The organism is Streptococcus sanguinis, assembly GCF_050223295.1.
Taxonomy (GTDB): domain Bacteria; phylum Bacillota; class Bacilli; order Lactobacillales; family Streptococcaceae; genus Streptococcus; species Streptococcus sanguinis_X.
Genome location: NZ_CP071424.1, coordinates 1,592,367 through 1,615,931, shown reverse-complemented (window position 1 = coordinate 1,615,931; position 23,565 = coordinate 1,592,367). Strand labels below are relative to the sequence as shown.

The window sequence follows — 23,565 nt, the reverse complement described above, 5'->3', positions numbered from 1 at the left end:
CATGGCTGTTTTTCTATTTTTACTAAAAAGTTGATTTAAATCAAAATATTTTTTCGTTCTAAAATCAATCTTAAAGATTCTTTTGAGGTAAAAATTTGCTATAATAGAAGCAGACAAATTTGAAGGGAGAAGACAATGTCAGTAAAGGTCAAAGACCTCTTAAAAATGTCTCGTCTGTCTCAGGAGTACGGAGATAAAGTTTTACTGGAGAAAGAAATTAAAACTTCAGATATTTCTCGGCCTGGACTTGAAATGACTGGATATTTTGATTTTTATACACCCGAGCGAATACAGCTTATTGGGATGAAAGAGTGGTCTTATCTGATGAAGATGAGTTCTCATAATCGCCATCAAGTACTGCTGAAAATGTTCCAGCCTGAGACGCCGGTGGTTATCATTGCTCGAAATTTAGAGATTCCTAAAGAAATGATTGATGCGGCTGATGAGAAGCAGGTTGCTATTCTTAGAAGCAAAGCCTCTACTAGCCGCTTGTCTGGAGAAATTTCCAGTTATCTTGATTCTCGGCTAGCTGAGAGAACCAGTGTTCATGGGGTTCTGATGGATATCTATGGCATGGGAGTTCTCATCCAAGGGGACAGTGGAATTGGTAAAAGTGAGACAGGACTTGAATTGGTTAAGCGTGGCCATCGTTTGGTTGCGGACGACCGAGTAGATATCTATGCTAAGGATGAAGTGACCCTTTGGGGAGAGCCGGCTGAAATCCTGCGACATCTATTGGAAATTCGTGGTGTTGGTATCATCGATGTCATGAGTTTATACGGAGCCAGTGCAGTCAAAGATTCTTCTCAAGTTCAGATAGCTGTCTATTTGGAGAATTACGACACTCAAAAAACTTTTGACCGTCTAGGTAATGATACAGAGGAGCTGGAGGTTGCCGGTGTCAGAATTCCACGTATTCGGATTCCTGTAAAGACTGGCCGCAATATCTCAGTCGTGATTGAGGCTGCAGCGATGAACTATCGAGCTAAGCAAATGGGCTATGATGCTACTAAGATCTTTGAAGAGCGCCTCACCGATTTAATTAGCCGGAATGAGGTGAAACATGATTGATCCAGTAGCTATCCAACTTGGTCCTATCAGTATTCGCTGGTATGCCATCTGTATTGTCACAGGCTTAGTATTAGCCGTTTATCTTGCCATGAAAGAGGCTCCGCGTCGGAAGATTATTCCTGATGATATTTTGGATTTTATCCTAGTAGCTTTTCCCGTAGCCATTGTGGGTGCCCGGCTTTATTACGTGGCCTTCGAATGGGATTATTACGGTAAGAATCTGATAAAAATCATTGATTTTTGGAATGGTGGAATAGCAGGTATTGCGATTTACGGTGGGCTGATAGCTGGTGCTATCGTTCTCTACTTTTTCTGTCGGAGAAGGCTGATTCATCCAGTTGATTTTCTGGATATTGCAGCACCAAGTGTGATGATTGCCCAGAGTATTGGTCGCTGGGGAAATTTTGCCAACCATGAGGCCTATGGTGCGGCAGTTAAGAGTTTGAACTATCTGCCTAGCTTTATTCGGGAAAATATGTATATCGAAGGCAGCTACAGACAGCCAACCTTCCTCTATGAATCTGTATGGAACCTGATTGGTTTTATCTTGATTATTGTTCTCCGTCGTCGGCCTAAGTTGCTGAGGCAGGGAGAAATCGCCGCCTTCTATCTGATTTGGTATGGATTTGGTCGGATGATCATTGAGGGAATGCGGACGGACAGTCTCATGTTTGCTGGTCTGCGTGTTTCCCAATGGCTGTCGCTGATTCTTATTTTTGTCGGAATCGGCATCATCATTTACCAAAGAAAAAAGAAAGCCCCTTATTACCAAGAATAAGAAATAATAGATCCGCTGACTTTTATAAGAGATGTCTGCGATGAAAGGAGAGAAATATGATAATTGAAATTGCTTATGCTTTACTGGCAGTTGCCCTCATTATCTTCGTGATTTACTTGACGATTACTGTCAAAAATCTGGGCGAGAAAGCTGGTAAGATGCTAGATGAAACAGAAAATACCATCAAGGTATTGACTTCTGATGTCAACGTGACCCTTCACCAAACCAATGATTTACTGGCCAAGGTCAATGTCTTGACTGACGACATCAATCAAAAAGTCGCAACTATTGATCCTTTGTTTACAGCTGTAGCGGACCTGTCTGAGTCTGTTTCAGATTTAAACGTTCAGGCGCGCACGCTGAGTAAAAAAGCTGTGTCTGTTGGCAAGGGATCTGTCAAGACAACAGCTGGTTTATCTGCTTTGCGTTTTGCTTCAAAATTGTTTAAAAAATAAGAAAGAAGGTCTATTATGGGAAAATTTTCATCACTGTTATTGGGCGCCGTTACAGGTGCAGCTGCTGCCTATTTTCTGACCAGTAAGAAAGGAAAGGAAACGACAGATAAGGTTCGGGACTTTGTTAAGGAATACCAAGAAAATCCTGATGATATTCACGAAGCTGTCGTTCAGTCTGCTAAAGACTTTTCAAATCAAGCTGTCAGCGCAATTCAACAAACCAAAGAAAAAGTTGAGAAAGGCGAGATTACAACTGAAACAGTCATCGAATCTGTCAAAGAAACGACCAAGTCAGTCGTGGACTACTCGCAAGATAAGTTTAACGAAATCAAGGAAAAATTTGATAAGGAAGAAAGTAGCTTTGCTGAGGAAGAACCGGTGTTCTTCGAAGAAGAAGAGGAACCTTCAGAAGAAATCATCATTGACTTCGGAGCCGAAGCGACAGAAGGACAAGAAGAAAAGGCTGTTGAAACAGACAGTCAAGAAGAAAAATAAAACAAAGAAGACTAGCAATTTTGCTAGTCTTCTTTGTTTGCAAGAACGAAAAAAGAACCGAGAACATAAAGCGTCGTCGGTTTTTCTTATATTTTTATTTTAAAATCGTAGAATCACAAGGTTGGTTTATTTGCTAGTTTGGCGTTTCTTTGCGAATAGGCGATAAGATTGAATGCTAATCAGGCTAGAAGCAATGGCCAAAGTGAAGGACATAAATGTATTCATTTTTAAACTCAAAAATACAAAGCTAAACAAAACTGTCAAGACACAGAAAACAGCAATATTTAAGAAGAAAAAGAGTTCGCTTAATCTTGGTGATGTTTCTGCTTCAGGTAGGTATTCTTGATAGAGTGGTGTTTGTTCAGATTCAATTTCTTGATAGTAGTAGTCAGTTGGGTCATCATATTGTTGGTATTTTCTTACGTGCATAATTCTCTCTCCTTACAGTACCCTCTAATTCTACCATTTTTTTGCAGTTTTAAATATTACAAAAGGATTACAAAACGAATAAATTCGAATGAAAAACCACTCCTTTATATTTTTTTGCTATAATGGTTTTATGAAAAAGATAATTATTACAGCAACAGCTGAAAGTATAGAACAAGTTGAGGAACTTCTAGAGGCAAATGTCGATCGAATTTATGTCGGCGAGAAAAATTATGGCCTTCGTTTGCCTCATAATTTTAGTTTAGACGAATTAACTCGAATTTCTGACTTAGTTCACCAAGCAGGAAAAGAGTTGACCGTTGCAGTGAATGCGCTCATGCATCAGGAAATGATGGATAAGATCAAGCCCTACCTTGATTTCTTGCAGGAGATTGGGGCAGATTATATTACGGTTGGAGATGCTGGTGTTTTCTATGTGCTGCAGCGCGACGGCTACAAATTAAAAACCATTTACGACGCATCGACCATGGTTACCAGCAGCCGTCAGATTAACTTTTGGGCTAAGAATGCTGGAGTTTCAGAAGCTGTCTTAGCGCGTGAGATTCCTTCTGCAGAGCTTTTTAAGATGCCAGAGATTCTGGAAATTCCTGCTGAAGTCTTGGTTTACGGAGCTAGTGTCATCCATCACTCCAAGCGTCCTCTTTTGCAGAATTACTATAATTTCACTCATATCGATGATGAGAAGACGAGAGAACGGGATCTATTTCTAGCAGAACCAAGCGATCCGCAGAGCCATTACTCGATTTTTGAGGACAATCATGGTACTCATATTTTTGCCAATAATGACTTGGATTTGATGACCAAGCTGATAGAGTTGGTTGACCATGGCTTCTGCAACTGGAAGTTGGAAGGTCTCTACACACCTGGTCACAACTTTGTCGAGATTGCTAAGATTTTTGTAGAGGCGAGAGATTTGATTGAAGCAGGCAAGTTTAGCTCAGACCAAGCATTTGTGCTGGATGAGGCGATTCATAAACTGCATCCGAAAAATCGTTTTCTCGATACAGGATTTTATGACTATGATCCTGATATGGTAAAATAAAATTAGAAACGAGAACTCTTTTTAGGAGTTCTTTTTTGTGAACAAAAATGAGATTTATAAAACATGAGTAAAAAATAAATGTTTCAAACTATTTTTTGAATTAATTCGAAAAATCTGAAAATTAGAATTGTGAAAATAATTCAAAGAACCTTGCTTTTAGGGGTAAATTACTATAAAATAATAAGGATTAGACATCAACACTTTTATATTGCAAATAGGAGAAAATGATGGCAAGAAAGTTGAAACGACCAGAGGTATTGTCACCTGCTGGTACTTTGGAAAAGCTAAAAGTAGCTGTTCGATATGGAGCAGATGCTGTTTTTATTGGCGGTCAAGCCTATGGTCTGCGCAGCCGGGCTGGGAACTTTACCTTTGAACAGATGGAAGAAGGGGTTCAGTTTGCGGCTAGTTATGGTGCCAAGGTCTATGTCGCGGCCAATATGGTCATGCACGAGGGCAATGAAGAGGGGGCTGGTGAGTGGTTCCGCCGTTTGCGAGACATCGGGATTGCGGCTGTCATTGTTTCAGATCCAGCTTTGATTGCTATCGCAGCATCAGAAGCACCTGGTCTAGAAATCCACCTATCGACTCAGGCCAGTGCGACCAACTATGAAACGCTGGAGTTTTGGAAGAATTTAGGACTGACTCGCGTTGTCCTAGCTCGCGAAGTATCAATGGCTGAGCTAGCTGAAATTCGCCGACGGACTGATGTTGAGATAGAAGCTTTTGTTCATGGAGCGATGTGTATTTCCTACTCTGGACGCTGTACATTATCCAACCACATGAGTATGCGCGATGCCAATCGTGGTGGCTGCTCACAATCCTGCCGTTGGAAATATGACCTCTACGATATGCCTTTCGGACAAGAACGTAAGAGCTTGAAGGGTGAAGTTCCAGAAGAATTTTCCATGTCCGCAGTTGATATGTCCATGATTGACCGCATACCAGACATGATTGAAAATGGAGTGGATAGCTTGAAGATTGAGGGACGGATGAAGTCTATTCATTACGTTTCCACGGTGACTAACTGCTATAAAGCAGCAGTTAATGCTTATCTAGAAAGTCCTGAAAAGTTTGAAGCTATCAAGCAGGACTTGGTCGATGAGATGTGGAAGGTTGCTCAACGCGAATTGGCCACAGGGTTTTACTATCATACTCCAACAGAGAATGAGCAGCTGTTCGGAGCGCGACGCAAGATTCCGGAATACAAATTTGTAGCAGAAGTAGTAGCCTATGACGCAGATAGTCAGACAGCGACTATCCGTCAGCGAAATGTTATCCATGAAGGAGATCAGGTTGAGTTTTATGGACCGGGCTTTCGTCATTTTGAAACCTTTGTCACAGACCTTCGTGATGCTAATGGTAACAAAATTGATCGGGCTCCTAATCCGATGGAGCTTCTGACCATTCACTTGGAGCAGCCCGTAGAGGCTGGCGATATGGTGCGGGCTCGAAAGGAAGGCTTGATTAATCTATACAAGGAAGATGGCACTAGCGTGACCGTCCGAGCTTAATCTTATATTCATAGGTGGCTTTTTAATCTAAAAGCCATCTTTATGAATACAGGTTTTCAGAGAGGAAGTAGCATGATTCAGGTTTACGGAGATATTCTTGATGAGGAGACTCGCTGCCAGCATTATCATAGTGAGAGAGATATCATAGCTCTTAAGTGCTTTGCTTGTCAGAAATACTATCCTTGCTTTCTCTGTCATGACTGCTACGAAGACCATGCTTTTCTGGCCTATCCTGTGAGTCGCTCAGAAGATCGAGTAGTTCTTTGTGGTCATTGCAGGACCGAGTTGACTATTTCCCAGTATCTTGGCTGTGAGGATGCTTGTCCTATCTGTACTCATCCTTTTAATCCAGGATGCAAGAAGCATCAATCAATTTATTTTCAGACAAACAAATAACTCTTCCATCCAGCTGGATGGAAGAGTTATCTTTTGAAACGATGGCTGGTGATGCGAATGTCCTTCTTTTGGGCCTCACGGATATTATTTGGTACGAGGCTGATTCGCTTGATGTCCTGCACGCGGATAATAGTGGTCATACTTTTCTTGAAATTTTTGATAATCAGCTGCTGGCGCTCGCGATCGTATTTAACAATATCGCCAGTGAAGCTTTTATCTAGAAAGATAACGTGGACACCAGATTGTTTTCGCAGAGCTAGCTCGATGGTACGCAGGATGCGACCGCTGTCCTCTGGTCCTTGTTCATTCTTTTTGCCACTGATAAATTCGTTAGCTCTTTGTAAAATCATTTCGAGATATTTTTTCATAGCTAAAATCTCCATAACTTGTTACAATATATTATATAACAAAATTCCCTAAATTGTAAATTCTTTTACGAATTATTAGTTGGAAAATAAAACAAGAGGTGAAATATGGCTGAATTTACATTCGAAATCGAAGAAAAACTTCTGGTCCTGTCTGAAAATGATAAGGGATGGACCAAGGAACTCAACCGCGTTAGCTTTAATGGAGCACCAGCTAAGTATGATATTCGGACTTGGAGCCCAGACCACAGCAAAATGGGCAAGGGGATTACCCTTTCCAATGAAGAATTCCAAGTTCTCGTGGATGCATTTAAAAACTGATAGAGGAAGCTCTATCAGTTTTTCTATTTCTCTGAAAAGTAGGGATGAAATTTCAGACTCTTAAAAATGGGAATGCTGATAATGGTAATGACAACCATTTTTAGCAAGTCTGGCAGGATAAAAGGAGTAAGGCCAACCGCGACCGACTTAGAGAAATCAAATCCTCCCAAGAAATGGAGTCCTAGGATACCACCGACAAAGACGAGAGCATCACCCAATACATTGGCTATAAAAACCATATAGAAAGGACTGTCCTTATGGGTCAGACTGGATGTCACAAGGGCAAAGAGTAAGTAGAACCAGAGATAGCCGGCGCTTGGACCAAAGAGAGCCTGAAAACCACCGCTTCCTCCAGCAAAGACCGGTAGACCAATAGCTCCTAGCAGCAGATAAACAAAGACTGACAACACAGCTTCGCGAGGTTTGAAAATCGTTGCAATCAAACCGACAGCAAAAGTCTGCAGCGTGATGGGAACGGGGCCGATAGAAAAAGTTAATTGGGATAGGACAGCTAGGAAGGCAGCTCCGATAGCTGGGAGGGCAAGAAGAAAAGCTTTGTTCTTGTTCATAAATAGTAAACCTCTTTTATATTTTATGGTAACTATTTTAAAAGCTAAATAAAAAAAAGTCAAGTCCTTCTTAATCGGACGAGACAATTATACAGACAGATTCTTATTTTCGTTTCTTGCTTCTGATGAGCAAGACGAAGAAGGCGATAAGACCAAAAATATTAAAGAAAAGGATGCCCAAGGCCGCAAGAAGTTTTTTTGTTTTACTCATCAGTTTTCCTCATTTCTGGATTGCTTTGTACTATCATATCAAAATTTTCAATGTTTGAATAGGCTTCATTAGAAAAATTAGCTATAGCTTTAAACTATATTCTTATCAATAAAAAAGGATTATCTAAAAGTGCTATAAAGAATTGCAGCAGCACACTTTGATTGATATAATAATGCAAAAGTAAATAAGAGTTTTTGCTAGAGATGTGGGTGCGTAATCAACATCTTCCTAAAGCAAGACTGACTAGATTGGAGAAGGCTATGACAGATTTATTAAAAATTTATCAGGAACTACAGGAGAAAAAATGGGTCAACTTGTCCCATCAGATCAAGGAAGATAGTCCGCATTTTCCAGCTCTGCCTGCCTTGGAGAAGAAGGATATTTTCACTTTGAAAGACGGTTTTCATGTTCAGCAGTTTTCTGTAGTTGGCCAGTACGGGACTCATATTGATGCTCCGATTCACTTTGTGGAGGGTGGTCGCTGGTTGGAAGAGATTGAACTAAAAGATCTTTTCCTGCCTTTGGTGGTTATTGATAAGTCTAAGGAAGTAGCAGAGAATCCAGACTTTATTCTGGGCAAGCAGGATATTTTGGATTTTGAAGCGGAGCACGGGCAGATTGAGCCAGGAACGTTTGTTGCCTTTCGCTCAGACTGGTCCAAGCGTTGGCCAAGTCAATCTGCTATGCGCAATCTGGATGACCAGGAGATTCAGCATACTCCTGGGTGGGGACGTGATGCTCTAGAGTTTCTTATCCATGAGCGTGGTGTCAAGGCGGTAGGTCACGAAACTTTTGATACAGATGCGGGTATTCCTACAGCGGAGCATGGGCTGCTCAATGAATACTATCTTTTGGAGCAGGATATTTATCAGCTAGAAGTTATGACCAATCTGGATCAGCTGCCGGCTAAGGGTGCTCTCATCTCGATTAGCTTTCCCAACTGGCATCAAGCTAGCGGTTCACCAGTGAGGGCTGTAGCTATTTTACCATAATGAAAAAGGAGTCTGAGATTTCATTTCAGGCTCCTTGTCTCATATAATAACTAATAAATAGATTGCTTTTTATAATCTTTGGAATTTCTTGATGGATATTTGACAATTTACCCTTTAAAATAGTGATGCAGTAGTCTATGCTCTGAAAAAATTCTCAATTTCTTTCATTAGACTGATATTTGAAAGGAAAGTCAAATGAACCTGAACTAGCTAAAATTTACAATCTTACAAAAATGTAAGAATTGTCAGTAAAATGAAAGATTAGGTTATGGAACGGTCAACATCTTTATTATAAAATGGTAGCAGAAGTCAAAAAGAGGCTGGAATACCAAACCTCTTCTGATTTTGAATTTTTTATCGCATTGTCACGAATTCTTCGGAACCTGTCGGGTGAATAGCAACTGTAGCATCAAAGTCAGCCTTGGTAGCGCCCATCTTGATAGCAACTGCGAAACCTTGAATCATCTCGTCTACTCCGTAGCCAATACCGTGCAGGCCAACGACCTTTTCATCCTCACCGGCAGTGATAAGCTTGAACTTGGCCTGTTGGCGGTGCTGGGTGACAGCTGAATACATGGATGTGAAGCTAGATGTGTAAACATGGATATTTTCAGCTCCGTAAGTCTTGATAGCCTCTACCTCAGTCAGGCCAACTGTCCCAATAGCGGGATGGGAGAAGACGACAGTTGGAATAGTCGAGTAGTCCATCTTAGCATTTGTTTTGCCATTGAAAAGACGCTCAGACAGGGTCCGTCCAGCCTTGATAGCAACAGGAGTTAATTCTTTTTCACCTGTTACATCGCCTAGAGCATAGATGCTAGGAACCACAGTGTTTTGATACTCATCTACAGCGATGAAGCCACGTTCATTGAGAGTTACGCCAGCTGCTTCCAGATTGAGGTCTTGAACATTTGGCTTACGACCGATGGCCCAGATAACATGCTGGGCTGTGTGGCTGCTGCCATCTTCAAAGTAGAGCTTGAGCTGACCATCAGGCAGCTTTTCCAACTTTTGCGGAATCTTATGAGTATGAAGCTGGAGTCCAGAGTTCTCCATTTCTTGGAGCAGACCGTCAATCAGATAGCTATCAAAGTTGCGTAGTGGTCGATCCTTACGGACAAAAAGGTCTGTTTTAACTCCCAGAGCATGGAGCACGCCAGCTAGCTCAACTGCTATATAGCCTGCTCCGACAATGGCAACAGATTCAGGTAATTCTTCCCAAGCGAAGACATCGTCGGAATTCTCTCCGTAGCCTGCGCCAGGGATATTTGGAATAGCAGCATGAGCACCCGTCGCGATGACAATGTGCTTGGCGCGAATAAGCTCACCGTTGACTTGGACAGTGTTTGCATCCACAAAGCGGGCATGGCCTTCAATCAGCTCAACCCCATTCCGTTTGAAGCTACCGTCGTAAGATGAACGTGCTCGGTCAATATAAGCTTCGCGATTTTTCCGAAGGGTAGCAAAATCAAAAGCCTGATTATCAGAGGTAAAGCCGTAGTCTGGTCCATAATGCTGGATAGCTTCAGCGATTTGGGCTCCGTACCACATAATCTTCTTTGGAACACAGCCGACATTGACACAGGTGCCACCTAGTTTCTTTTCTTCAATAACGGCAACCTTGGCACCGTATTCGCCGGCCCGATTCATGGTAGCAATTCCCCCGCTGCCACCGCCAATAGCAATCATATCAAATTCTTTCATCTTGTTAGAATCTCCTTCTATTATATGAGGTAATTGTACCTTTTTTAGCAGGTGAATGCAAAAATCTGCTACGGATTTAAGTGGAGTGACTATCTGAGATAAAACAGCAACCATTTGTGAAAAACTGTAAATTTTTTTAGAAGAATTATGATAGCCTTGTGATATAATATAACAAAAGAAAATCGTTTTCATCAAGAGGAGGAAAAAAGATGAAAAAGTTAAAGAAATGGCAATTATTTAGCATTATTGGAGCTACAATTGCAGTTGTTGCAGGAGCAATTCTCTTCATGTTTTTAAATGGAGGGAATCCTTCTGAGGCACCGGTCGATACGACTCCGCTGGTTCAGAAAGCCAAGGAAGGCTCAGTGGCTTCTTCAGTCTTACTGACAGGCAATGTTACAGCCAGCAACGAGCAGTACATCTACTATGACAGCACCAAAGGTGACTTGGAAAATGTACTGGTCAATGTTGGTGACCAAGTGACTGCCGGTCAAGCGTTGGTCACTTATAAAAGTGCAGAGGCTCAGGCTGCTTATGATGCGGCTGCTCGGGCGGTTAGCAAAGCCGATCGTCAATTGCATGACTTGCAAACCAATGGTGTGACTGTAAATACTACCGGCGACGAAGAAGCTGATGGGGCGTCTGAAGCTCAGGCTCAGCGTTCTGTAGAGTCTCAGGCAGCTGACCTGCGCGATGCTCGAGCTGATGCAGTTGATAATATGAACAAAGCACAAGCTACTCTCAATGCCTTAACAGTGACCAGCACTGCAGATGGTACGGTCGTAGAAGTCAACCGTGATGTTTCAAAATCAACAACTGGTGCCACTCAAACCTTGGTTCATATCGTCAGCAATGGTAATCTGCAAATTAAGGGAGAATTGTCCGAATACAACCTGGCTAACTTGTCTGTCGGTCAAGAAGTGACCATTACATCAAAAGTTTACCCAGACAAGAAATGGACTGGTAAAATCAGCTACATTTCCAACTATCCAAAAGACGGCCAGCAAGCAGCAGCTCAGCCATCTGGAACAGGTGGCAGCGGAACAGCTTCAGGTTCTAAATATCCATTTACAATTGACATTACCAGCGAGATTGGTGAGCTCAAGCAAGGTTTCTCTGTCAACATTGAAGTTAAAAACAATACTCAGGGACTCATTGTGCCAGTCAGCAGTGTGGTAATGGACGGAGACAAGAACTATGTTTGGGTCCTGGAAAAAGGAGTTGCCAAGAAGACAGAAGTAACGCTCGGAAATGCTGATGCTGAAAATCAAGAAATCTCATCTGGTTTGACAAAGGATAGTAAAGTTATCATCAATCCGACAGATAGCTTGAAAGACGGTCAAGAGGTGAAATCTTATGAAGAAGCTAATTGAGTTAAAAAATATTAATAAGAGCTATCGCAATGGAGACCAGGAACTGCAGGTATTAAAAGACATCAGTCTGGAGGTTGAAGAGGGCGAGTTTGTTGCCATCATGGGGCCGTCTGGATCTGGTAAGTCTACTCTGATGAATATCATTGGGATGCTGGATCGTCCGACCACTGGTGAATACCATCTAGGAAGCGAAGAAGTCGCTAAGCTAGGTGATAAGAAGCTGGCCAAGGTTCGAAATAAGCAAATCGGCTTTGTCTTCCAGCAGTTCTTTCTCTTGTCTAAGCTTAATGCCTTGCAAAATGTGGAACTGCCCTTGATTTATGCAGGTGTCGGTCAATCTAAACGTAAGTCTTTGGCTGAGCAGTTTCTGACCAAGGTGGAGCTGGACACGCGGATGCATCATCTGCCTTCAGAGCTTTCCGGAGGACAGAAGCAGCGGGTAGCCATTGCGCGTGCTTTGGTCAATAATCCCTCTCTGATTCTGGCTGACGAACCGACGGGGGCCTTGGATACCAAGACTGGTGAGCAGATTATGGAGCTCTTAACTGAGCTCAATCGAGAAGGGAAAACCATTATCATGGTAACCCACGAGCCTGAGATTGCGGCCTATGCCAAACGGCAGATTGTCATTCGTGACGGTGTCATCTCATCTGATAGCGCTAAGGAAGGAGGACTAGCCTAATGCAAAACTGGAAATTTGCCATTAGCTCCATTCTTGGACACAAAATGCGGTCTTTCCTGACCATGATTGGGATTATTATCGGAGTGGCTTCGGTTGTGGTTATCATGGCCTTGGGAGATTCCATTACTCGGCGGGTTAATGAGAGTTTTACCAAAAGTCAGAAAAACATGCGTCTTGTCTTTTCTCCTAAAAAGAGCAAGGACGGCTCCTACACACAAACGGCTGATCTCTATTCAGTAAATGTAGAAGATGAAAGCGAAGAAGTGGTGGAACCACCCAAGGCCCAGGAAGCCTGGGTTAAGGAATTGACCCATATAAAGGGAGTGGACGGCTACTATGTGACCAACTCAGCTATGGAAACCTTTAGCTACGAAAATAAGCAGGCTGAGCGCGTCAACTTTGTCGGAGCAAACATGACCTATATTCAGGTAAAAAAATACAAAATCATTGCTGGTCGCGCTTTAAGACAGCAAGACTATAAAGGTTTTGCCAGTGTTGTGCTGCTGGACGAAGATCTGGCTGCGACTCTCTTTTCTTCCGCTGAAGAAGCAATCAATAAGATTGTGACAGTGGGTGCCAGTAACTATCGGGTGATTGGGGTTTATAGAGATCCTGAAACTGCTGCTGCATCTGGCTCCATGCAGGTCTATGGTGGTAATGCCATTACAACTAATACTCTCATAGCTGCAAACTTTGGAGTAGATGAAATTTCAGAGATTGTTCTTCGGGTGAATGATACCAGCTTGGTTCCAGAACTTGGTCCTAAGGTTGCCAAGAAATTAACAGAAATTGCTGGTCTCCAACAGGGCGAATATCAAGTGACAGACGATAGTGCCCTTTATCAGGAAGTGCAAAATATTTATGGTGCCATGACAGGAGTTATCGGTGCTATCGCCGGAATCTCACTCTTTGTTGGAGGTATCGGCGTTATGAATATTATGCTGGTATCGGTCACTGAGCGGACTCGTGAAATCGGACTTCGGAAAGCTCTGGGAGCGACACGCGGAAATATTTTGATGCAATTTCTGATTGAGTCTATGATTTTGACACTGATTGGTGGGTTGATTGGCTTGGTTCTAGCTGCAGGACTTGCGTCTGTACTAGGCTCAGCCATGAGTCAAATGCTGGAAGGAACACCAGTGACAGTATCACTCACAGTCAGCATCATTAGTCTTCTTTTCTCAGCTACTATCGGTGTTCTCTTCGGAATCCTGCCGGCCAATAAAGCCTCTAAACTGGATCCAATTGAAGCACTGAGATATGAATAATACAACAAAAAGTCTGGTTTCCCAGACTTTTTTGTGATGTAAAAATCCTGCTGGTATTCCAGCAGGATTTGTTCTCTTAATATCGTATAAAATACAGATTATTTCATAGTTGGGAAGAGCAGGACATCGCGAATAGTAGTCACGTCGGTTAGTAACATAACCAGCCGGTCGATACCGATTCCCAGACCTCCAGTTGGTGGCATACCGTATTCCAGAGCTTCGACAAAGTCATAGTCGATGCCAGTTGCTTCGTCATCGCCCAGTTCTTTGGCTTTTGCTTGTGCTTCAAAACGAGATAATTGATCGATTGGATCGTTCAACTCGGTGAAGGCATTGGCATATTCTTTGGTCATGATGAAGAGCTCGAAACGGTCCGTGAAGCGTGGATCTTCTGGATTTTTCTTGGCCAGAGGTGACACTGCTACAGGGTGACCGTAGACAAAGGTTGGCTGAATCAAGGTTTCTTCCACAAATTCTTCAAAGAAAGCATTGATAACATGGCCAACTTCGGTGAAGTGTTTTTCAAGCGGAACTTTCTTTTCTTTAGCCAAGGCAGCAGCTTCTTCAAAGCTCATATCTTGCCAGAAATCAACACCAGTAATTTCCTTGATGGCATCTACCATGTGAACGCGTTTAAATGGTTCGTTGATCTTGATTTCAGTTCCTTGGTAGTTGACCGGTCCATCTCCATTGACAGAAACAGCAGCGTGTTGGATAATGCCTTCAGTCAAGTCCATGATATCTTGGAAATCTGCATAGGCTTGGTAAACCTCGATGGAAGTGAACTCTGGATTGTGAGTTGCGTCCATCCCTTCGTTACGGAAGATACGGCCAATCTCATAAACTCGCTCCATACCACCGACGATAAGACGTTTAAGGTGAAGCTCGGTTGCAATCCGCAGTACCATGTCAATATTTTGGGCATTGTGGTGGGTGATAAATGGACGGGCAGCAGCACCGCCTGCCTCATTGTGGAGAACAGGAGTTTCAACTTCAAGGAAGCCTTGTCCATCCAAGTAACGACGGATTTCTGAGATGATTTTTGAACGAGTGACAAAGCGTTCAAAGCTTTCGCGGTTGGAAATCAAATCCAAATAACGTTTACGGTAGATAGTTTCGACATCTGTCAGACCGTGGAATTTTTCAGGTAGGGGACGCAGAGCCTTAGACAAATGAGTAAGGTGGGTCGCCTTGATAGAAAGCTCCCCCATATCCGTCCGCATAATCTCACCTTCGATACCGAGGAAATCTCCTAAGTCAGCCTTTTTGAAGATTTCATAATTTTCTTCACCAACAGCATCCTTACGTACATAAATCTGGATTTGGCCTTCACGATCTTGGATGTGAGCAAAGCCAACCTTTCCTTTGCCGCGTTTGGTCATGAGACGGCCAGCGATAATAGCTGTTTCGTTGAGTTCGTTTAATTCTTCTTTATCTTTATCATTGTATTTTTCTTTTAGTTGAGCAGAGTTAGCAGTCCGCTCGAAGCGTTTGCCAAAAGGGTCAATTCCCTGCTCAGCCAGTGCAGCCATTTTTTCACGGCGGATAATCTGCTGGTCGTTTAATTCCTCGATATGTTCAGTAGTCATGTTTTTCCTCCAAAAGTTTTCCTACCTATTTTATCACAAAAGATAGGGAAATTCATCTATATTTGGATATAAAGTAAGAAAAAAAGCTAGAAATCCAGCCTTAATTTTCTGCCTTTTCAACTAAATAATCCGTATTATTCCAAGTGATCAGCTCAAAATTCTCAAAGTCTTCTGTTTCAAGGATGGTGATGCTGGCATTGGTCAGACCGCCATTCTTGCGTAGGAGGGGTGTGTCATAGCCCAGCATGGTTCGAATACTGGCGGTTAAGTTGGCTCCGTGTCCGACAATGAGTACTTGCTCATAGTCCTTGTCCTTTAAGGTCTTGATAAAGGAAATGGTCCGGTGGGTCGTATGGTAGACCGACTCAGCGTCAAAAAACGTATGATTAAATTGAGAGAGGTTGTGGCGGAAGGCTGTCATCTGGTGTGGATAGATGGCTTCAATGGTAGAAATTTTTGCGCCTTCTAGTTTTCCCAACTGCCATTCTCGCAGTTCAGGTACTGATACGATTTCAGTCGGAAACTGGCTTTCTTCTTGGATAATCTCAGCAGAGCGAACGGCGCGAGGGAGGTCGCTGCTGTAAATCTTGCCAAATTGAGTCTGGGCCAGATGTTTTCCTAGGGTATGCAGTTCTTCAACGGCGGCTGGCAGCAGTGGCGAATCACCGCTAGCTCCCTGAAAGCGGCCTTCTTGATTCCATTCCGTTCTTCCGTGTCGGACAAAGTATAATTTCATAGTGGTTGATTGTTTCTTTCTTGTTAGAGTTTATTGAGAATATTAGGTGCAGTGTTGAAGAATTATGAGCCAGGATTTTCCTTAAGGTCCGCAAAGTCAGCTTGAACAAAATCTGCTAAATCTTGAGCCTTGATTTCGATACTGCGGCCGACTTCACCGGCAGAAACGATAATGCTATCTCGCTCTAGAGCTGACTGGTCGATATAGATTGGGAAGTTGTGCTTTTGACGGATACCGACAGGATTATTGGCTCCGTGGATATAGCCCGTTGTCTTTTCCAAGTCTTTCTGGGGAATCATGCTGACTTTTTTATTGCCGGAAATCTTGGCCATTTTCTTTTCAGATAGATGTTCTGTGATAGGCAGGATACCAATCAGTGTGCCAGTCTTGTCTCCTGTCAAGGCTAAAGTTTTATAAATCTGCGAACGGTCCAAACCATCGGCTGGGTGTTCTGCTAAGGCATTTAGCTGCAGACCTTTATGTTCAATCTTAGCCTTGCTTAAAATTTGCTCGACCAGAGTTTTTTTGATTTTTGTTTTTTTAGCCATTAGTATATCTCTCTTCTAATTGTGACATCCAGAGACCCAACCAGGTTCCCAGACCGAAGAAAAAGGCTGCAAGGACAAGTGTCAATACAGAAACTCCATGATAGCTTATGCTTTCACTGTTTCCTGCTTGTGGCACTACAATGAGAAGTGTACTGGATAGGACGATGCCAATGATAAAGTGATAGACACGAGAGTAGTAGTTTTTCAAAATATGATCCATGAGCTTAGAGAAGAGAATCAGTGCTAAGGCACCACCGATTCCAATTGGAAGAAAGGTGCCCAAGAGGTCCAGTTTGCGGAAGCCATTCAGCATAGGTGCATAGAGTCCTAAAATTAAGAGAAGGTTGGACGGACTGAGTCCGGGAATTAAAATGCCCAGTGCGATCAAGGCTCCTGCTAGGATGAAAGAGAGAAAGTTGGCTGGCAAGGTGCCGACCATCCCATTTAGGGAATAAAGAAAGATTCCTGAAAGGATGAGGCTGACCCAGAAAACGAGAATATCAGTCCGATCACGCTCACTTTTAGCGACAGACTCTTTAATGAGGCTGGGAACAGTCCCAATAATGGCTCCAGCAAATCCCCAAAGGACAATCACTTTGTAGTTGTCCAGCAGCAGATTGACAGGATAGGAGAAAGCGGCAATTCCTAAAATCATTCCGATTCCAACTGGTATGAAATAGAGAACATTTTCGACGAAGTTTTCCTTTAAATGGGCTAAAAAATGAATCAGGCGCTCGTAAATACCTAAGATAGCTGCTAAAACACCGCCTGAAACTCCCGGCAAAATAAAGCCAAGTGCAATGACCATTCCTTTGAAAATTCTATTCAACCAAGAAATCATTGTATTTTCCTTTTCTAATTTCATTTATCAAATCATTATATCATAAAATATAGGCTTTATTAAGAGGAAACGACTGGAAATTTCCTATTTTATGACAATAAAAAACGACAGCAGTCTTTGAGACTTGAGCTGTCGTTCTGAGCTATTGACTTTCTTTAGGAACTGTAAATAGCTTTTGATAAGTAGCCGTCTGGTCTTTCAAGGTTGACAGCTGGTTCAAATCAAGATAATGGGAGAAGCCAGTCAGCTGTCCTTGTGATGTGTACTGATGCAAGTCGTAATCTTGCTCCGTATTTGGTGCGGCATTGTAGTAGCCGTCGTCATTACCATAAGTCGGAATCCAAATTGCTGTGAATTTATCGGTAGAGATGCTATGCTCCTCCATAAAATAAGTTCCAATATAGATACCAATATTTTTAACACCAAGTGACTCTAGCTTGGCTCGGAAAGCCTCAACTCCCGCATTCATGTCAGACATGGTCTTTTCTTCGACGTCTAGCCAATAATAGGTTGGATGGTACTTAGCAGAAGCCTTGTAGAAACTTTCAGCTTCTTTTTCCATTTCTTTTTTGCTATTGGCGGCCACATAGGCATAGACAGCAACAGGGATGTTGCGCTTTTGAAATTCTTTGATATGTCTTTCATAAGACTTGTCCAGACCATTCAGATGGGTTGCTGCATTTTCTTTTTTTGCCTGCGATCCACTATGAACACGGACAATTACTCCTGAAACATTCTGTGCGAGTAAGTCGTAATTAATCTCACTCGGCAGTTGCCAGCCAGAAATGTCAATGATTGGTCTGGAAATAAACTCTTCATCCAAGGACGAATCTTCAGATGTTTCCTCTTTTTTTGAGGAACTTGGAGTTTGTTTAGTTTGTGAAATTTTTGCCTGTGCTTGCTTTTCCTGAGAGTCAGTAATTTGCTTGCTTATCAAAATTAAAGCGATAAAAGAAGCAAAGAAAATTAGGATTGCAAGCGGTTTAATCCTCTTCCTCATACTGGTTTATTTTAACTTAAAACAAATAAAAAAGCAAAAAATATCCCCAGAATTGCTGGAAAATGAATAAAATGTAATATAATTGAAATATTATAATGCAAAAACAAGACGTTTTGAAAGCTCAAAATGTCTTATTTTTTTAAAAGAGCTTAGCTAAGCTGTGGACGGTGAATTGTCGTTGGATAAATCATTTTGCTTTTTCTTACCTTTTATAATAGCTTTTGAATGAGCTCTTCAATCTTTTTGGGAGAAGTTTGCGGAGAGAAACGTTTGATGACTGTTCCATCTCGGCTGACCAGAAACTTTGTGAAATTCCATTTAATCTTCTCACCCAGAAGACCGCACTTTTCTTTTTTGAGCCAGTCAAAGAGAGGAGCGGTATGAGGACCATTGACATCGATCTTGGCAAATCGAGGAAAGGTTGTTCCGTAGTTAAGGCTGCAAAAGCTGTTGATTTCTGCAGCGTCTCCAGGTGCCTGCTGGCCAAACTGATTGCAGGGGAAATCTAGAATTTCAAATCCGTCTTTCTGATAGCGCTCATAGAGTTCCTGCAGTTCTTGGTACTGAGGAGTGAAGCCGCAGCCGGTCGCTGTATTGACAATCAGCAGAATCTTTTCTTTATAATCACTCATTTTTTGCAGACTTCCGTCTTGTTTTTGGATTTCGATATCATAAATGTCTGTCATGTTCTCCTCCTTTGTTTGCTTCCTATCTTATCACAATTTTATGTAAAAGAGAGAAAGCAAGACCTTATTGTTCCAGTCTCTGCACTAATGCTTTTTTTTCAATCCAAAAGGTGGTATAATGAGAATTGAATTTTTAGAAGTTTAATGGTGAAATATGAAAATTGACAAGAAGCACTTGTTGAATTATTCCATCTTGATTCCCTATTTGATTCTATCCGTTTTGGGATTGATTGTGGTCTATTCAACGACGAGTCCTACCTCGATTCAGGCCGGAGGAAATGGTTTTGGCATGGTCTTGAATCAGGGGATTTTTTGGGTAATAAGTCTCTTTATAATTGCGCTCCTATATAGAATCCGCTTGGGTTTCCTGAAAAAAGGAGGCATCCTGACTATAGTTATCTTTGCTGAGATTATCCTCTTGCTCTTATCTCGTTTTATAACAGGGACTATTAACGGTGCCCATGGTTGGCTCAAGCTTGGAGCTTTCAGTATTCAGCCTGCGGAGTATTTGAAGATTATTCTGGTCTGGTATCTAGCTTTTCGCTTCACTAAGAGGCAGGAGGAGATAAAGGTCTATGACTACCAAGCCCTGACCCATAACCATTGGTTTCCTAAAGCCTTTAACGACTGGCGGACCATGGTGGCTATTCTGATTGGGATTGTAGCGATTATGCCAGACCTTGGAAATGCGACTATTCTATTTTTGACCGTCGTGATAATGATTGCTGTCAGCGGGATTGGCTATCGATGGTTTTCTACGATGCTGGGAGCCATTGTTAGTGTTTCCGGCTTGGTTCTAGCTAGCATTTGGTTGATTGGGGTTGAGCGCGTGGCCAAGATTCCAGTCTTTGGGTATGTGGCCAAGCGTTTCAGTGCTTTTTTCAATCCCTTCAAGGACCTGTCTGGCTCAGGCCACCAATTGGCTAATTCCTATTATGCTATGAGTAATGGCGGCTGGTTTGGTCTAGGCTTGGGGAACTCTATTGAAAAGCGCGGTTATCTGCCGGAAGCTCATACAGACTTTGTATTTTCTATCGTGATAGAAGAGTTTGGTTTCTTTGGTGCCAGTCTGATTCTGGCCTTACTCTTTTTCCTGATTTTGAGAATTATCTTGGTCGGGATTCGGGCCAAGAATCCATTTAACTCCATGATGGCTTTGGGAATTGGCGGTATGATACTCATGCAGACCTTCATCAATATCGGTGGAATCTCAGGTCTCATTCCTTCTACAGGAGTAACCTTCCCCTTCCTATCGCAAGGAGGGAACAGTCTTCTGGTCTTGTCAGTAGCCATCGCCTTGGTACTTAATATTGATGCCAACGAGCGCCGTGATGCCCTCTATGAACAGATGGAAGCGGAGGCGCAAGACCAGTCTGAGGAAGCTTAAACGCAGTTCGTATGAACAGTTGTTGTAAAAATGAAAGGTGCAGATTATGTCATTTAACAAATTAGAAAGCTACAGCAATAAAGAAGTGATTCGAGAAGAAGTCGCCATTTTGACAGACTTGCTTGCCGATATTACTCGGAATCTTCTCAGCCCTGAGACCTTTGAAAAAATCTCCCTCATGGAGGAGCTGGCGGTTAACTCCAAATATCATGAGTTAAAAGCGATTGTAGAAGAACTAACGACAGATGAAATGGTTTATATTTCTCGTTATTTCTCTATTTTGCCGCTTTTGATTAATATCTCAGAAGACGTGGACCTAGCTTATGAAATCAACCATCAAAACAATATCAATCAGGATTATCTTGGAAAGCTGTCAACAACTATTGACTTGATTTCAACGCGGGAAAATGCTCAGGAGATTCTGGAGAATTTGAATGTTGTTCCAGTACTGACAGCTCACCCGACGCAAGTTCAGCGCAAGACCATTCTAGACTTAACCAATCATATCCATAGCTTGCTGCGTCAGCATCGAGATGTTAAGGCTGGCCTTGTCAATGAGAAGAAGTGGCTCGGAAATCTCCGTCGCTATATTGAGCTTATGATGCAGACAGATATGATCCGTGAGAAAAAGCTGAAAGTGACCAATGAGATTACCAATGTCATGGAGTACTATAACAGCTCTTTCCTACAAGCAATCACCAACTTTATGGTCGAATACAGACGCTTGGCAGAAGAGCGGGGCATCAAACTGGATAATCCTAAGCCTATTACCATGGGAATGTGGATTGGCGGAGACCGAGATGGCAATCCTTTTGTAACTGCAGAAACCCTGAAACTATCAGCCACCCTCCAGAGTGAAGTCATCCTCAACTATTATATTGATAAGGTTTATACACTCTATCGCACCTTCTCGCTCTCGACCAACCTCTCAGAAACCAGTCAGGCAGTAGCAGAAATGGCAGCTCTGTCTACAGACAAGTCTGTTTATCGGGAAAATGAGCCTTACCGCCGTGCTTTTCACTATATCCAGTCCAAGCTGATTCAAACCTTGCTTTACCTAAAAGAAGGCAATTTCTCAAATGATGGTCAGCGATTGACTGACCGAGCTGAGGAAAAATTTTCTGCGAAGGCTAACCTTTCTGTCAGCAATAAGGGAAGAGAAATCATTCCTAATTATATCCAGTCTCGTATCAGCGAGACCCTGACTGAGCTGAAGAAGGAGGAGACACCTTCTTACAAAACAGCTCAGGAATTTAAAAAAGACTTGCAGGTCATTTATGATTCTCTTATTGAACATCATGGGGAAGCTTTGGTAAGTGGCGACTTGACTGAACTTCTCCAAGCGGTTGATGTTTTCGGCTTCTTCTTGGCCAGCATTGATATGCGTCAGGATTCCAGCGTTCATGAGGCTTGTGTGGCTGAGCTCTTGGCTTCAGCTAATATTGTCCAGGATTATAGCAATCTATCGGAAGAAGAAAAATGCCAGGTTCTCCTCAAACAGCTGCTAGAAGATCCTCGTATCCTGTCAGCTACTCATGAGCCTAAATCCGAACTCCTTCAAAAAGAACTGGAGATTTTCAAAACAGCTCGTCAGCTAAAAGATGCCATTGGTGAGGAAGTTATTAAGCAGAATATTATCTCTCACTCGACCAGTGTATCAGATCTACTTGAGTTGGCTATTATGCTCAAGGAAGTGGGACTGATTGATGAAAATGGTGCTCGTGTCCAGATTGTTCCGCTCTTTGAAACCATTGAGGATTTGGACAATTCCTGCGATACCATGGAGAAATACCTGTCTCTGCCAATTGCGCAGAAGTGGATTGCCTCTAAGGATAATTACCAGGAAATCATGCTGGGCTATTCAGACAGTAATAAGGACGGTGGCTACCTATCTTCTTGCTGGACTCTCTACAAGGCTCAGCAGCAGCTGACAGCCATCGGTGATAAGTTTGGCGTGAAAATCACCTTCTTCCATGGCCGGGGAGGTACGGTGGGACGTGGTGGCGGCCCAACCTATGAAGCTATTACTTCTCAGCCACTCCGCAGTATCAATGACCGGATCCGTCTGACTGAGCAAGGGGAAGTCATTGGTAATAAATATGGAAATAAAGACGCAGCCTACTATAACTTGGAAATGCTAGTGTCTGCTGCCATTAACCGCATGGTAACTCATAAGAAGAGCGATAGCCATACGTCTGATAAATATGAGCGAATTATGGACCAAGTAGTTAATCGCAGTTATCAGATTTACCGTGATTTAGTCTTTGGTGACGAGCGTTTTTACGATTATTTCTTTGAATCCAGCCCAATCAAGGCTATTTCTAGCTTTAATATTGGTTCTCGTCCAGCAGCCCGTAAAACCATCACTGAAATCGGTGGTCTCCGGGCTATTCCATGGGTCTTCTCATGGTCTCAAAGTCGGGTTATGTTCCCAGGTTGGTATGGTGTTGGGTCAAGTTTCAAGGAATTCATTGATGAAGACCCAGAAAATAACTTAGCCTTTCTGCAATTTATGTATAAGAGATGGCCTTTCTTCAAGTCACTCTTATCAAATGTAGACATGGTTCTGTCTAAGTCAAATATGAATATCGCTTTTGAGTATGCGCAGCTTTGTGAAGATCAGAATGTGCGTGATATTTTCAATATTATCTTGGATGAGTGGCAGCTGACTAAGGATGTCATTCTAGAGATTGAAGGGCACGATGAGCTTCTGGCAGAAAACACCTATCTGAGAGATAGCTTGCACTATCGTATGCCTTACTTCAATGTTTTGAACTATATCCAGCTAGAACTGATCAAGCGTCAGCGAAATGGCCAGCTCACACCTGATCAAGAAAAGCTGATTCACATCACCATCAACGGTATTGCAACTGGTCTGCGAAACTCTGGCTAATACAAAGAGAAAATCGGAATTTTTCCGGTTTTTTCTATTTTTGTAACCAAAGGGCTACTTAATTCGTTATACTAGTGACAGTTCAACCGCTTTTCTTTGTATCAACCTTACTAAAAATCAGACAAGGAATAATTCACAAAAAAATGCTAAAAGACTTGCATTTTCATTTAAATTTGATAAAATAGTAAGGAAAGTTAGACTG

Annotated in this window: 24 protein-coding genes; 14 read left to right on the top strand and 10 right to left on the bottom strand. The window is 42.4% G+C overall.

All coding sequences use genetic code 11. The features are described 5' to 3' along the window. The first annotated feature begins 135 nt into the window (after window positions 1-135). Genes hprK through J1C77_RS07870 form a run of 4 tightly spaced genes read left to right on the top strand, consistent with a single transcriptional unit; the run spans window position 136 to window position 2,799 of the window. The gene (hprK, locus tag J1C77_RS07885) at window positions 136-1,071 is read left to right on the top strand and encodes an HPr(Ser) kinase/phosphatase (RefSeq protein WP_002894971.1); all 936 of its coding nucleotides are present in this window, start codon (window positions 136-138) and stop codon (window positions 1,069-1,071) included. After that, the gene (lgt, locus tag J1C77_RS07880; protein ID WP_002920747.1) at window positions 1,064-1,849 is read left to right on the top strand and encodes a prolipoprotein diacylglyceryl transferase; all 786 of its coding nucleotides are present in this window, start codon (window positions 1,064-1,066) and stop codon (window positions 1,847-1,849) included. The genes hprK and lgt overlap by 8 nt, the downstream gene beginning before the upstream one ends. Before the next feature lie 56 nt (window positions 1,850-1,905). Then, window positions 1,906-2,304, top strand: coding sequence for a DUF948 domain-containing protein (locus tag J1C77_RS07875; RefSeq protein WP_002894975.1), 399 nt, complete (start codon window positions 1,906-1,908; stop codon window positions 2,302-2,304). Window positions 2,305-2,319: 15 nt separating this feature from the next. Further along, window positions 2,320-2,799 carry a YtxH domain-containing protein gene (locus J1C77_RS07870; RefSeq protein WP_002920748.1) on the top strand — a complete coding sequence of 160 codons (480 nt, stop codon included), beginning with the start codon at window positions 2,320-2,322 and terminating at the stop codon, window positions 2,797-2,799. A gap of 126 nt (window positions 2,800-2,925) precedes the next feature. Here J1C77_RS07870 and J1C77_RS07865 read toward each other — a convergent pair whose 3' ends face one another. Continuing rightward, entirely contained in the window at window positions 2,926-3,228 is a 303-nt protein-coding gene (locus J1C77_RS07865) for a DUF3270 family protein (RefSeq protein ID WP_002894977.1), read from the bottom strand. A 130-nt stretch (window positions 3,229-3,358) separates the two neighbouring features. Between J1C77_RS07865 and J1C77_RS07860 the strand changes: the two genes are divergently transcribed. The 3 genes from J1C77_RS07860 (at window position 3,359) to J1C77_RS07850 (ending at window position 6,198) form a co-directional block, all read left to right on the top strand. Then, window positions 3,359-4,288 carry a peptidase U32 family protein gene (locus J1C77_RS07860; protein ID WP_042763170.1) on the top strand — a complete coding sequence of 310 codons (930 nt, stop codon included), beginning with the start codon at window positions 3,359-3,361 and terminating at the stop codon, window positions 4,286-4,288. 227 nt (window positions 4,289-4,515) lie between these two features. After that, window positions 4,516-5,802: a peptidase U32 family protein gene (locus tag J1C77_RS07855; protein ID WP_042762787.1), complete on the top strand. Its 1,287-nt coding sequence runs from the start codon at window positions 4,516-4,518 to the stop codon at window positions 5,800-5,802. 72 nt (window positions 5,803-5,874) lie between these two features. Beyond that, entirely contained in the window at window positions 5,875-6,198 is a 324-nt protein-coding gene (locus tag J1C77_RS07850) for a CHY zinc finger protein (RefSeq protein ID WP_042762789.1), read from the top strand. Window positions 6,199-6,224: 26 nt separating this feature from the next. Here J1C77_RS07850 and J1C77_RS07845 read toward each other — a convergent pair whose 3' ends face one another. Continuing rightward, the gene (locus tag J1C77_RS07845; protein WP_002920752.1) at window positions 6,225-6,581 is read right to left on the bottom strand and encodes a hypothetical protein; all 357 of its coding nucleotides are present in this window, start codon (window positions 6,579-6,581) and stop codon (window positions 6,225-6,227) included. A 90-nt stretch (window positions 6,582-6,671) separates the two neighbouring features. Between J1C77_RS07845 and J1C77_RS07840 the strand changes: the two genes are divergently transcribed. Continuing rightward, window positions 6,672-6,884, top strand: coding sequence for a YdbC family protein (locus tag J1C77_RS07840; RefSeq protein ID WP_002897227.1), 213 nt, complete (start codon window positions 6,672-6,674; stop codon window positions 6,882-6,884). A 23-nt stretch (window positions 6,885-6,907) separates the two neighbouring features. Here the strand turns inward: J1C77_RS07840 and J1C77_RS07835 are convergent, their stop codons facing one another. Beyond that, window positions 6,908-7,453: a biotin transporter BioY gene (locus tag J1C77_RS07835; protein WP_042762791.1), complete on the bottom strand. Its 546-nt coding sequence runs from the start codon at window positions 7,451-7,453 to the stop codon at window positions 6,908-6,910. Window positions 7,454-7,924: 471 nt separating this feature from the next. Here J1C77_RS07835 and J1C77_RS07830 point away from each other — a divergent pair, with 471 nt between their 5' ends. Continuing rightward, window positions 7,925-8,656: a cyclase family protein gene (locus J1C77_RS07830; RefSeq protein WP_042762793.1), complete on the top strand. Its 732-nt coding sequence runs from the start codon at window positions 7,925-7,927 to the stop codon at window positions 8,654-8,656. A 354-nt stretch (window positions 8,657-9,010) separates the two neighbouring features. On the opposite strand, the gene gorA is transcribed toward J1C77_RS07830, so the two are convergent. Next, the gene (gorA, locus tag J1C77_RS07825) at window positions 9,011-10,360 is read right to left on the bottom strand and encodes a glutathione-disulfide reductase (protein ID WP_042762795.1); all 1,350 of its coding nucleotides are present in this window, start codon (window positions 10,358-10,360) and stop codon (window positions 9,011-9,013) included. Window positions 10,361-10,569: 209 nt separating this feature from the next. Between gorA and J1C77_RS07820 the strand changes: the two genes are divergently transcribed. Genes J1C77_RS07820 through J1C77_RS07810 form a run of 3 tightly spaced genes read left to right on the top strand, consistent with a single transcriptional unit; the run spans window position 10,570 to window position 13,683 of the window. Further along, window positions 10,570-11,733, top strand: a complete 1,164-nt coding sequence (locus tag J1C77_RS07820; RefSeq protein ID WP_002920756.1) for an efflux RND transporter periplasmic adaptor subunit — start codon at window positions 10,570-10,572, stop codon at window positions 11,731-11,733. After that, on the top strand, window positions 11,717-12,415 hold the full coding sequence (locus tag J1C77_RS07815) for an ABC transporter ATP-binding protein (protein ID WP_002899969.1): 699 nt from the start codon (window positions 11,717-11,719) through the stop codon (window positions 12,413-12,415). The genes J1C77_RS07820 and J1C77_RS07815 overlap by 17 nt, the downstream gene beginning before the upstream one ends. Further along, a complete protein-coding gene (locus J1C77_RS07810; protein ID WP_002920757.1) occupies window positions 12,415-13,683 on the top strand; it encodes an ABC transporter permease in 1,269 nt (422 codons plus the stop codon). The genes J1C77_RS07815 and J1C77_RS07810 overlap by 1 nt, the downstream gene beginning before the upstream one ends. A gap of 98 nt (window positions 13,684-13,781) precedes the next feature. On the opposite strand, the gene lysS is transcribed toward J1C77_RS07810, so the two are convergent. From lysS to J1C77_RS07780, 6 genes are all read right to left on the bottom strand, one after another. Next, complete coding sequence (gene lysS, locus J1C77_RS07805; protein ID WP_002914784.1) at window positions 13,782-15,272, bottom strand: lysine--tRNA ligase; 1,491 nt, start codon at window positions 15,270-15,272, stop codon at window positions 13,782-13,784. 100 nt (window positions 15,273-15,372) lie between these two features. After that, window positions 15,373-16,008, bottom strand: a complete 636-nt coding sequence (locus tag J1C77_RS07800; protein ID WP_002920758.1) for a histidine phosphatase family protein — start codon at window positions 16,006-16,008, stop codon at window positions 15,373-15,375. 62 nt (window positions 16,009-16,070) lie between these two features. After that, window positions 16,071-16,556, bottom strand: a complete 486-nt coding sequence (locus J1C77_RS07795) for an aminoacyl-tRNA deacylase (protein ID WP_002920759.1) — start codon at window positions 16,554-16,556, stop codon at window positions 16,071-16,073. Continuing rightward, a complete protein-coding gene (locus J1C77_RS07790; RefSeq protein WP_042762799.1) occupies window positions 16,549-17,397 on the bottom strand; it encodes a DUF368 domain-containing protein in 849 nt (282 codons plus the stop codon). The genes J1C77_RS07795 and J1C77_RS07790 overlap by 8 nt, the downstream gene beginning before the upstream one ends. Before the next feature lie 142 nt (window positions 17,398-17,539). Continuing rightward, window positions 17,540-18,397 carry a glycoside hydrolase family 25 protein gene (locus J1C77_RS07785; RefSeq protein ID WP_002920762.1) on the bottom strand — a complete coding sequence of 286 codons (858 nt, stop codon included), beginning with the start codon at window positions 18,395-18,397 and terminating at the stop codon, window positions 17,540-17,542. Between the two features lie 209 nt (window positions 18,398-18,606). Then, the gene (locus J1C77_RS07780) at window positions 18,607-19,083 is read right to left on the bottom strand and encodes a glutathione peroxidase (protein ID WP_002920763.1); all 477 of its coding nucleotides are present in this window, start codon (window positions 19,081-19,083) and stop codon (window positions 18,607-18,609) included. A 154-nt stretch (window positions 19,084-19,237) separates the two neighbouring features. Here J1C77_RS07780 and ftsW point away from each other — a divergent pair, with 154 nt between their 5' ends. Further along, entirely contained in the window at window positions 19,238-20,470 is a 1,233-nt protein-coding gene (gene ftsW, locus J1C77_RS07775; RefSeq protein WP_002894999.1) for a cell division peptidoglycan polymerase FtsW, read from the top strand. A 46-nt stretch (window positions 20,471-20,516) separates the two neighbouring features. Then, window positions 20,517-23,363 carry a phosphoenolpyruvate carboxylase gene (ppc, locus tag J1C77_RS07770; RefSeq protein ID WP_002904935.1) on the top strand — a complete coding sequence of 949 codons (2,847 nt, stop codon included), beginning with the start codon at window positions 20,517-20,519 and terminating at the stop codon, window positions 23,361-23,363. Window positions 23,364-23,565: the final 202 nt, after the last annotated feature.

What these genes read in the sequence shown, in the direction of transcription:
- J1C77_RS07810 (WP_002920757.1), top strand. Translation starts at nt 12,415, where the DNA reads ATGCAAAACTGGAAATTTGCCATTAGCTCCATTCTTGGACACAAAATG.
- gorA (WP_042762795.1), bottom strand. Translation starts at nt 10,360, where the DNA reads ATGAAAGAATTTGATATGATTGCTATTGGCGGTGGCAGCGGGGGAATT.
- hprK (WP_002894971.1), top strand. Translation starts at nt 136, where the DNA reads ATGTCAGTAAAGGTCAAAGACCTCTTAAAAATGTCTCGTCTGTCTCAG.
- J1C77_RS07840 (WP_002897227.1), top strand. Translation starts at nt 6,672, where the DNA reads ATGGCTGAATTTACATTCGAAATCGAAGAAAAACTTCTGGTCCTGTCT.
- J1C77_RS07815 (WP_002899969.1), top strand. Translation starts at nt 11,717, where the DNA reads ATGAAGAAGCTAATTGAGTTAAAAAATATTAATAAGAGCTATCGCAAT.
- J1C77_RS07780 (WP_002920763.1), bottom strand. Translation starts at nt 19,083, where the DNA reads ATGACAGACATTTATGATATCGAAATCCAAAAACAAGACGGAAGTCTG.
- J1C77_RS07850 (WP_042762789.1), top strand. Translation starts at nt 5,875, where the DNA reads ATGATTCAGGTTTACGGAGATATTCTTGATGAGGAGACTCGCTGCCAG.
- ftsW (WP_002894999.1), top strand. Translation starts at nt 19,238, where the DNA reads ATGAAAATTGACAAGAAGCACTTGTTGAATTATTCCATCTTGATTCCC.
- J1C77_RS07795 (WP_002920759.1), bottom strand. Translation starts at nt 16,556, where the DNA reads ATGGCTAAAAAAACAAAAATCAAAAAAACTCTGGTCGAGCAAATTTTA.
- J1C77_RS07820 (WP_002920756.1), top strand. Translation starts at nt 10,570, where the DNA reads ATGAAAAAGTTAAAGAAATGGCAATTATTTAGCATTATTGGAGCTACA.
- J1C77_RS07855 (WP_042762787.1), top strand. Translation starts at nt 4,516, where the DNA reads ATGGCAAGAAAGTTGAAACGACCAGAGGTATTGTCACCTGCTGGTACT.
- J1C77_RS07800 (WP_002920758.1), bottom strand. Translation starts at nt 16,008, where the DNA reads ATGAAATTATACTTTGTCCGACACGGAAGAACGGAATGGAATCAAGAA.
- lysS (WP_002914784.1), bottom strand. Translation starts at nt 15,272, where the DNA reads ATGACTACTGAACATATCGAGGAATTAAACGACCAGCAGATTATCCGC.
- ppc (WP_002904935.1), top strand. Translation starts at nt 20,517, where the DNA reads ATGTCATTTAACAAATTAGAAAGCTACAGCAATAAAGAAGTGATTCGA.
- J1C77_RS07785 (WP_002920762.1), bottom strand. Translation starts at nt 18,397, where the DNA reads ATGAGGAAGAGGATTAAACCGCTTGCAATCCTAATTTTCTTTGCTTCT.
- J1C77_RS07875 (WP_002894975.1), top strand. Translation starts at nt 1,906, where the DNA reads ATGATAATTGAAATTGCTTATGCTTTACTGGCAGTTGCCCTCATTATC.
- J1C77_RS07870 (WP_002920748.1), top strand. Translation starts at nt 2,320, where the DNA reads ATGGGAAAATTTTCATCACTGTTATTGGGCGCCGTTACAGGTGCAGCT.
- J1C77_RS07860 (WP_042763170.1), top strand. Translation starts at nt 3,359, where the DNA reads ATGAAAAAGATAATTATTACAGCAACAGCTGAAAGTATAGAACAAGTT.
- J1C77_RS07865 (WP_002894977.1), bottom strand. Translation starts at nt 3,228, where the DNA reads ATGCACGTAAGAAAATACCAACAATATGATGACCCAACTGACTACTAC.
- J1C77_RS07830 (WP_042762793.1), top strand. Translation starts at nt 7,925, where the DNA reads ATGACAGATTTATTAAAAATTTATCAGGAACTACAGGAGAAAAAATGG.
- J1C77_RS07790 (WP_042762799.1), bottom strand. Translation starts at nt 17,397, where the DNA reads ATGATTTCTTGGTTGAATAGAATTTTCAAAGGAATGGTCATTGCACTT.
- J1C77_RS07845 (WP_002920752.1), bottom strand. Translation starts at nt 6,581, where the DNA reads ATGGAGATTTTAGCTATGAAAAAATATCTCGAAATGATTTTACAAAGA.
- J1C77_RS07835 (WP_042762791.1), bottom strand. Translation starts at nt 7,453, where the DNA reads ATGAACAAGAACAAAGCTTTTCTTCTTGCCCTCCCAGCTATCGGAGCT.
- lgt (WP_002920747.1), top strand. Translation starts at nt 1,064, where the DNA reads ATGATTGATCCAGTAGCTATCCAACTTGGTCCTATCAGTATTCGCTGG.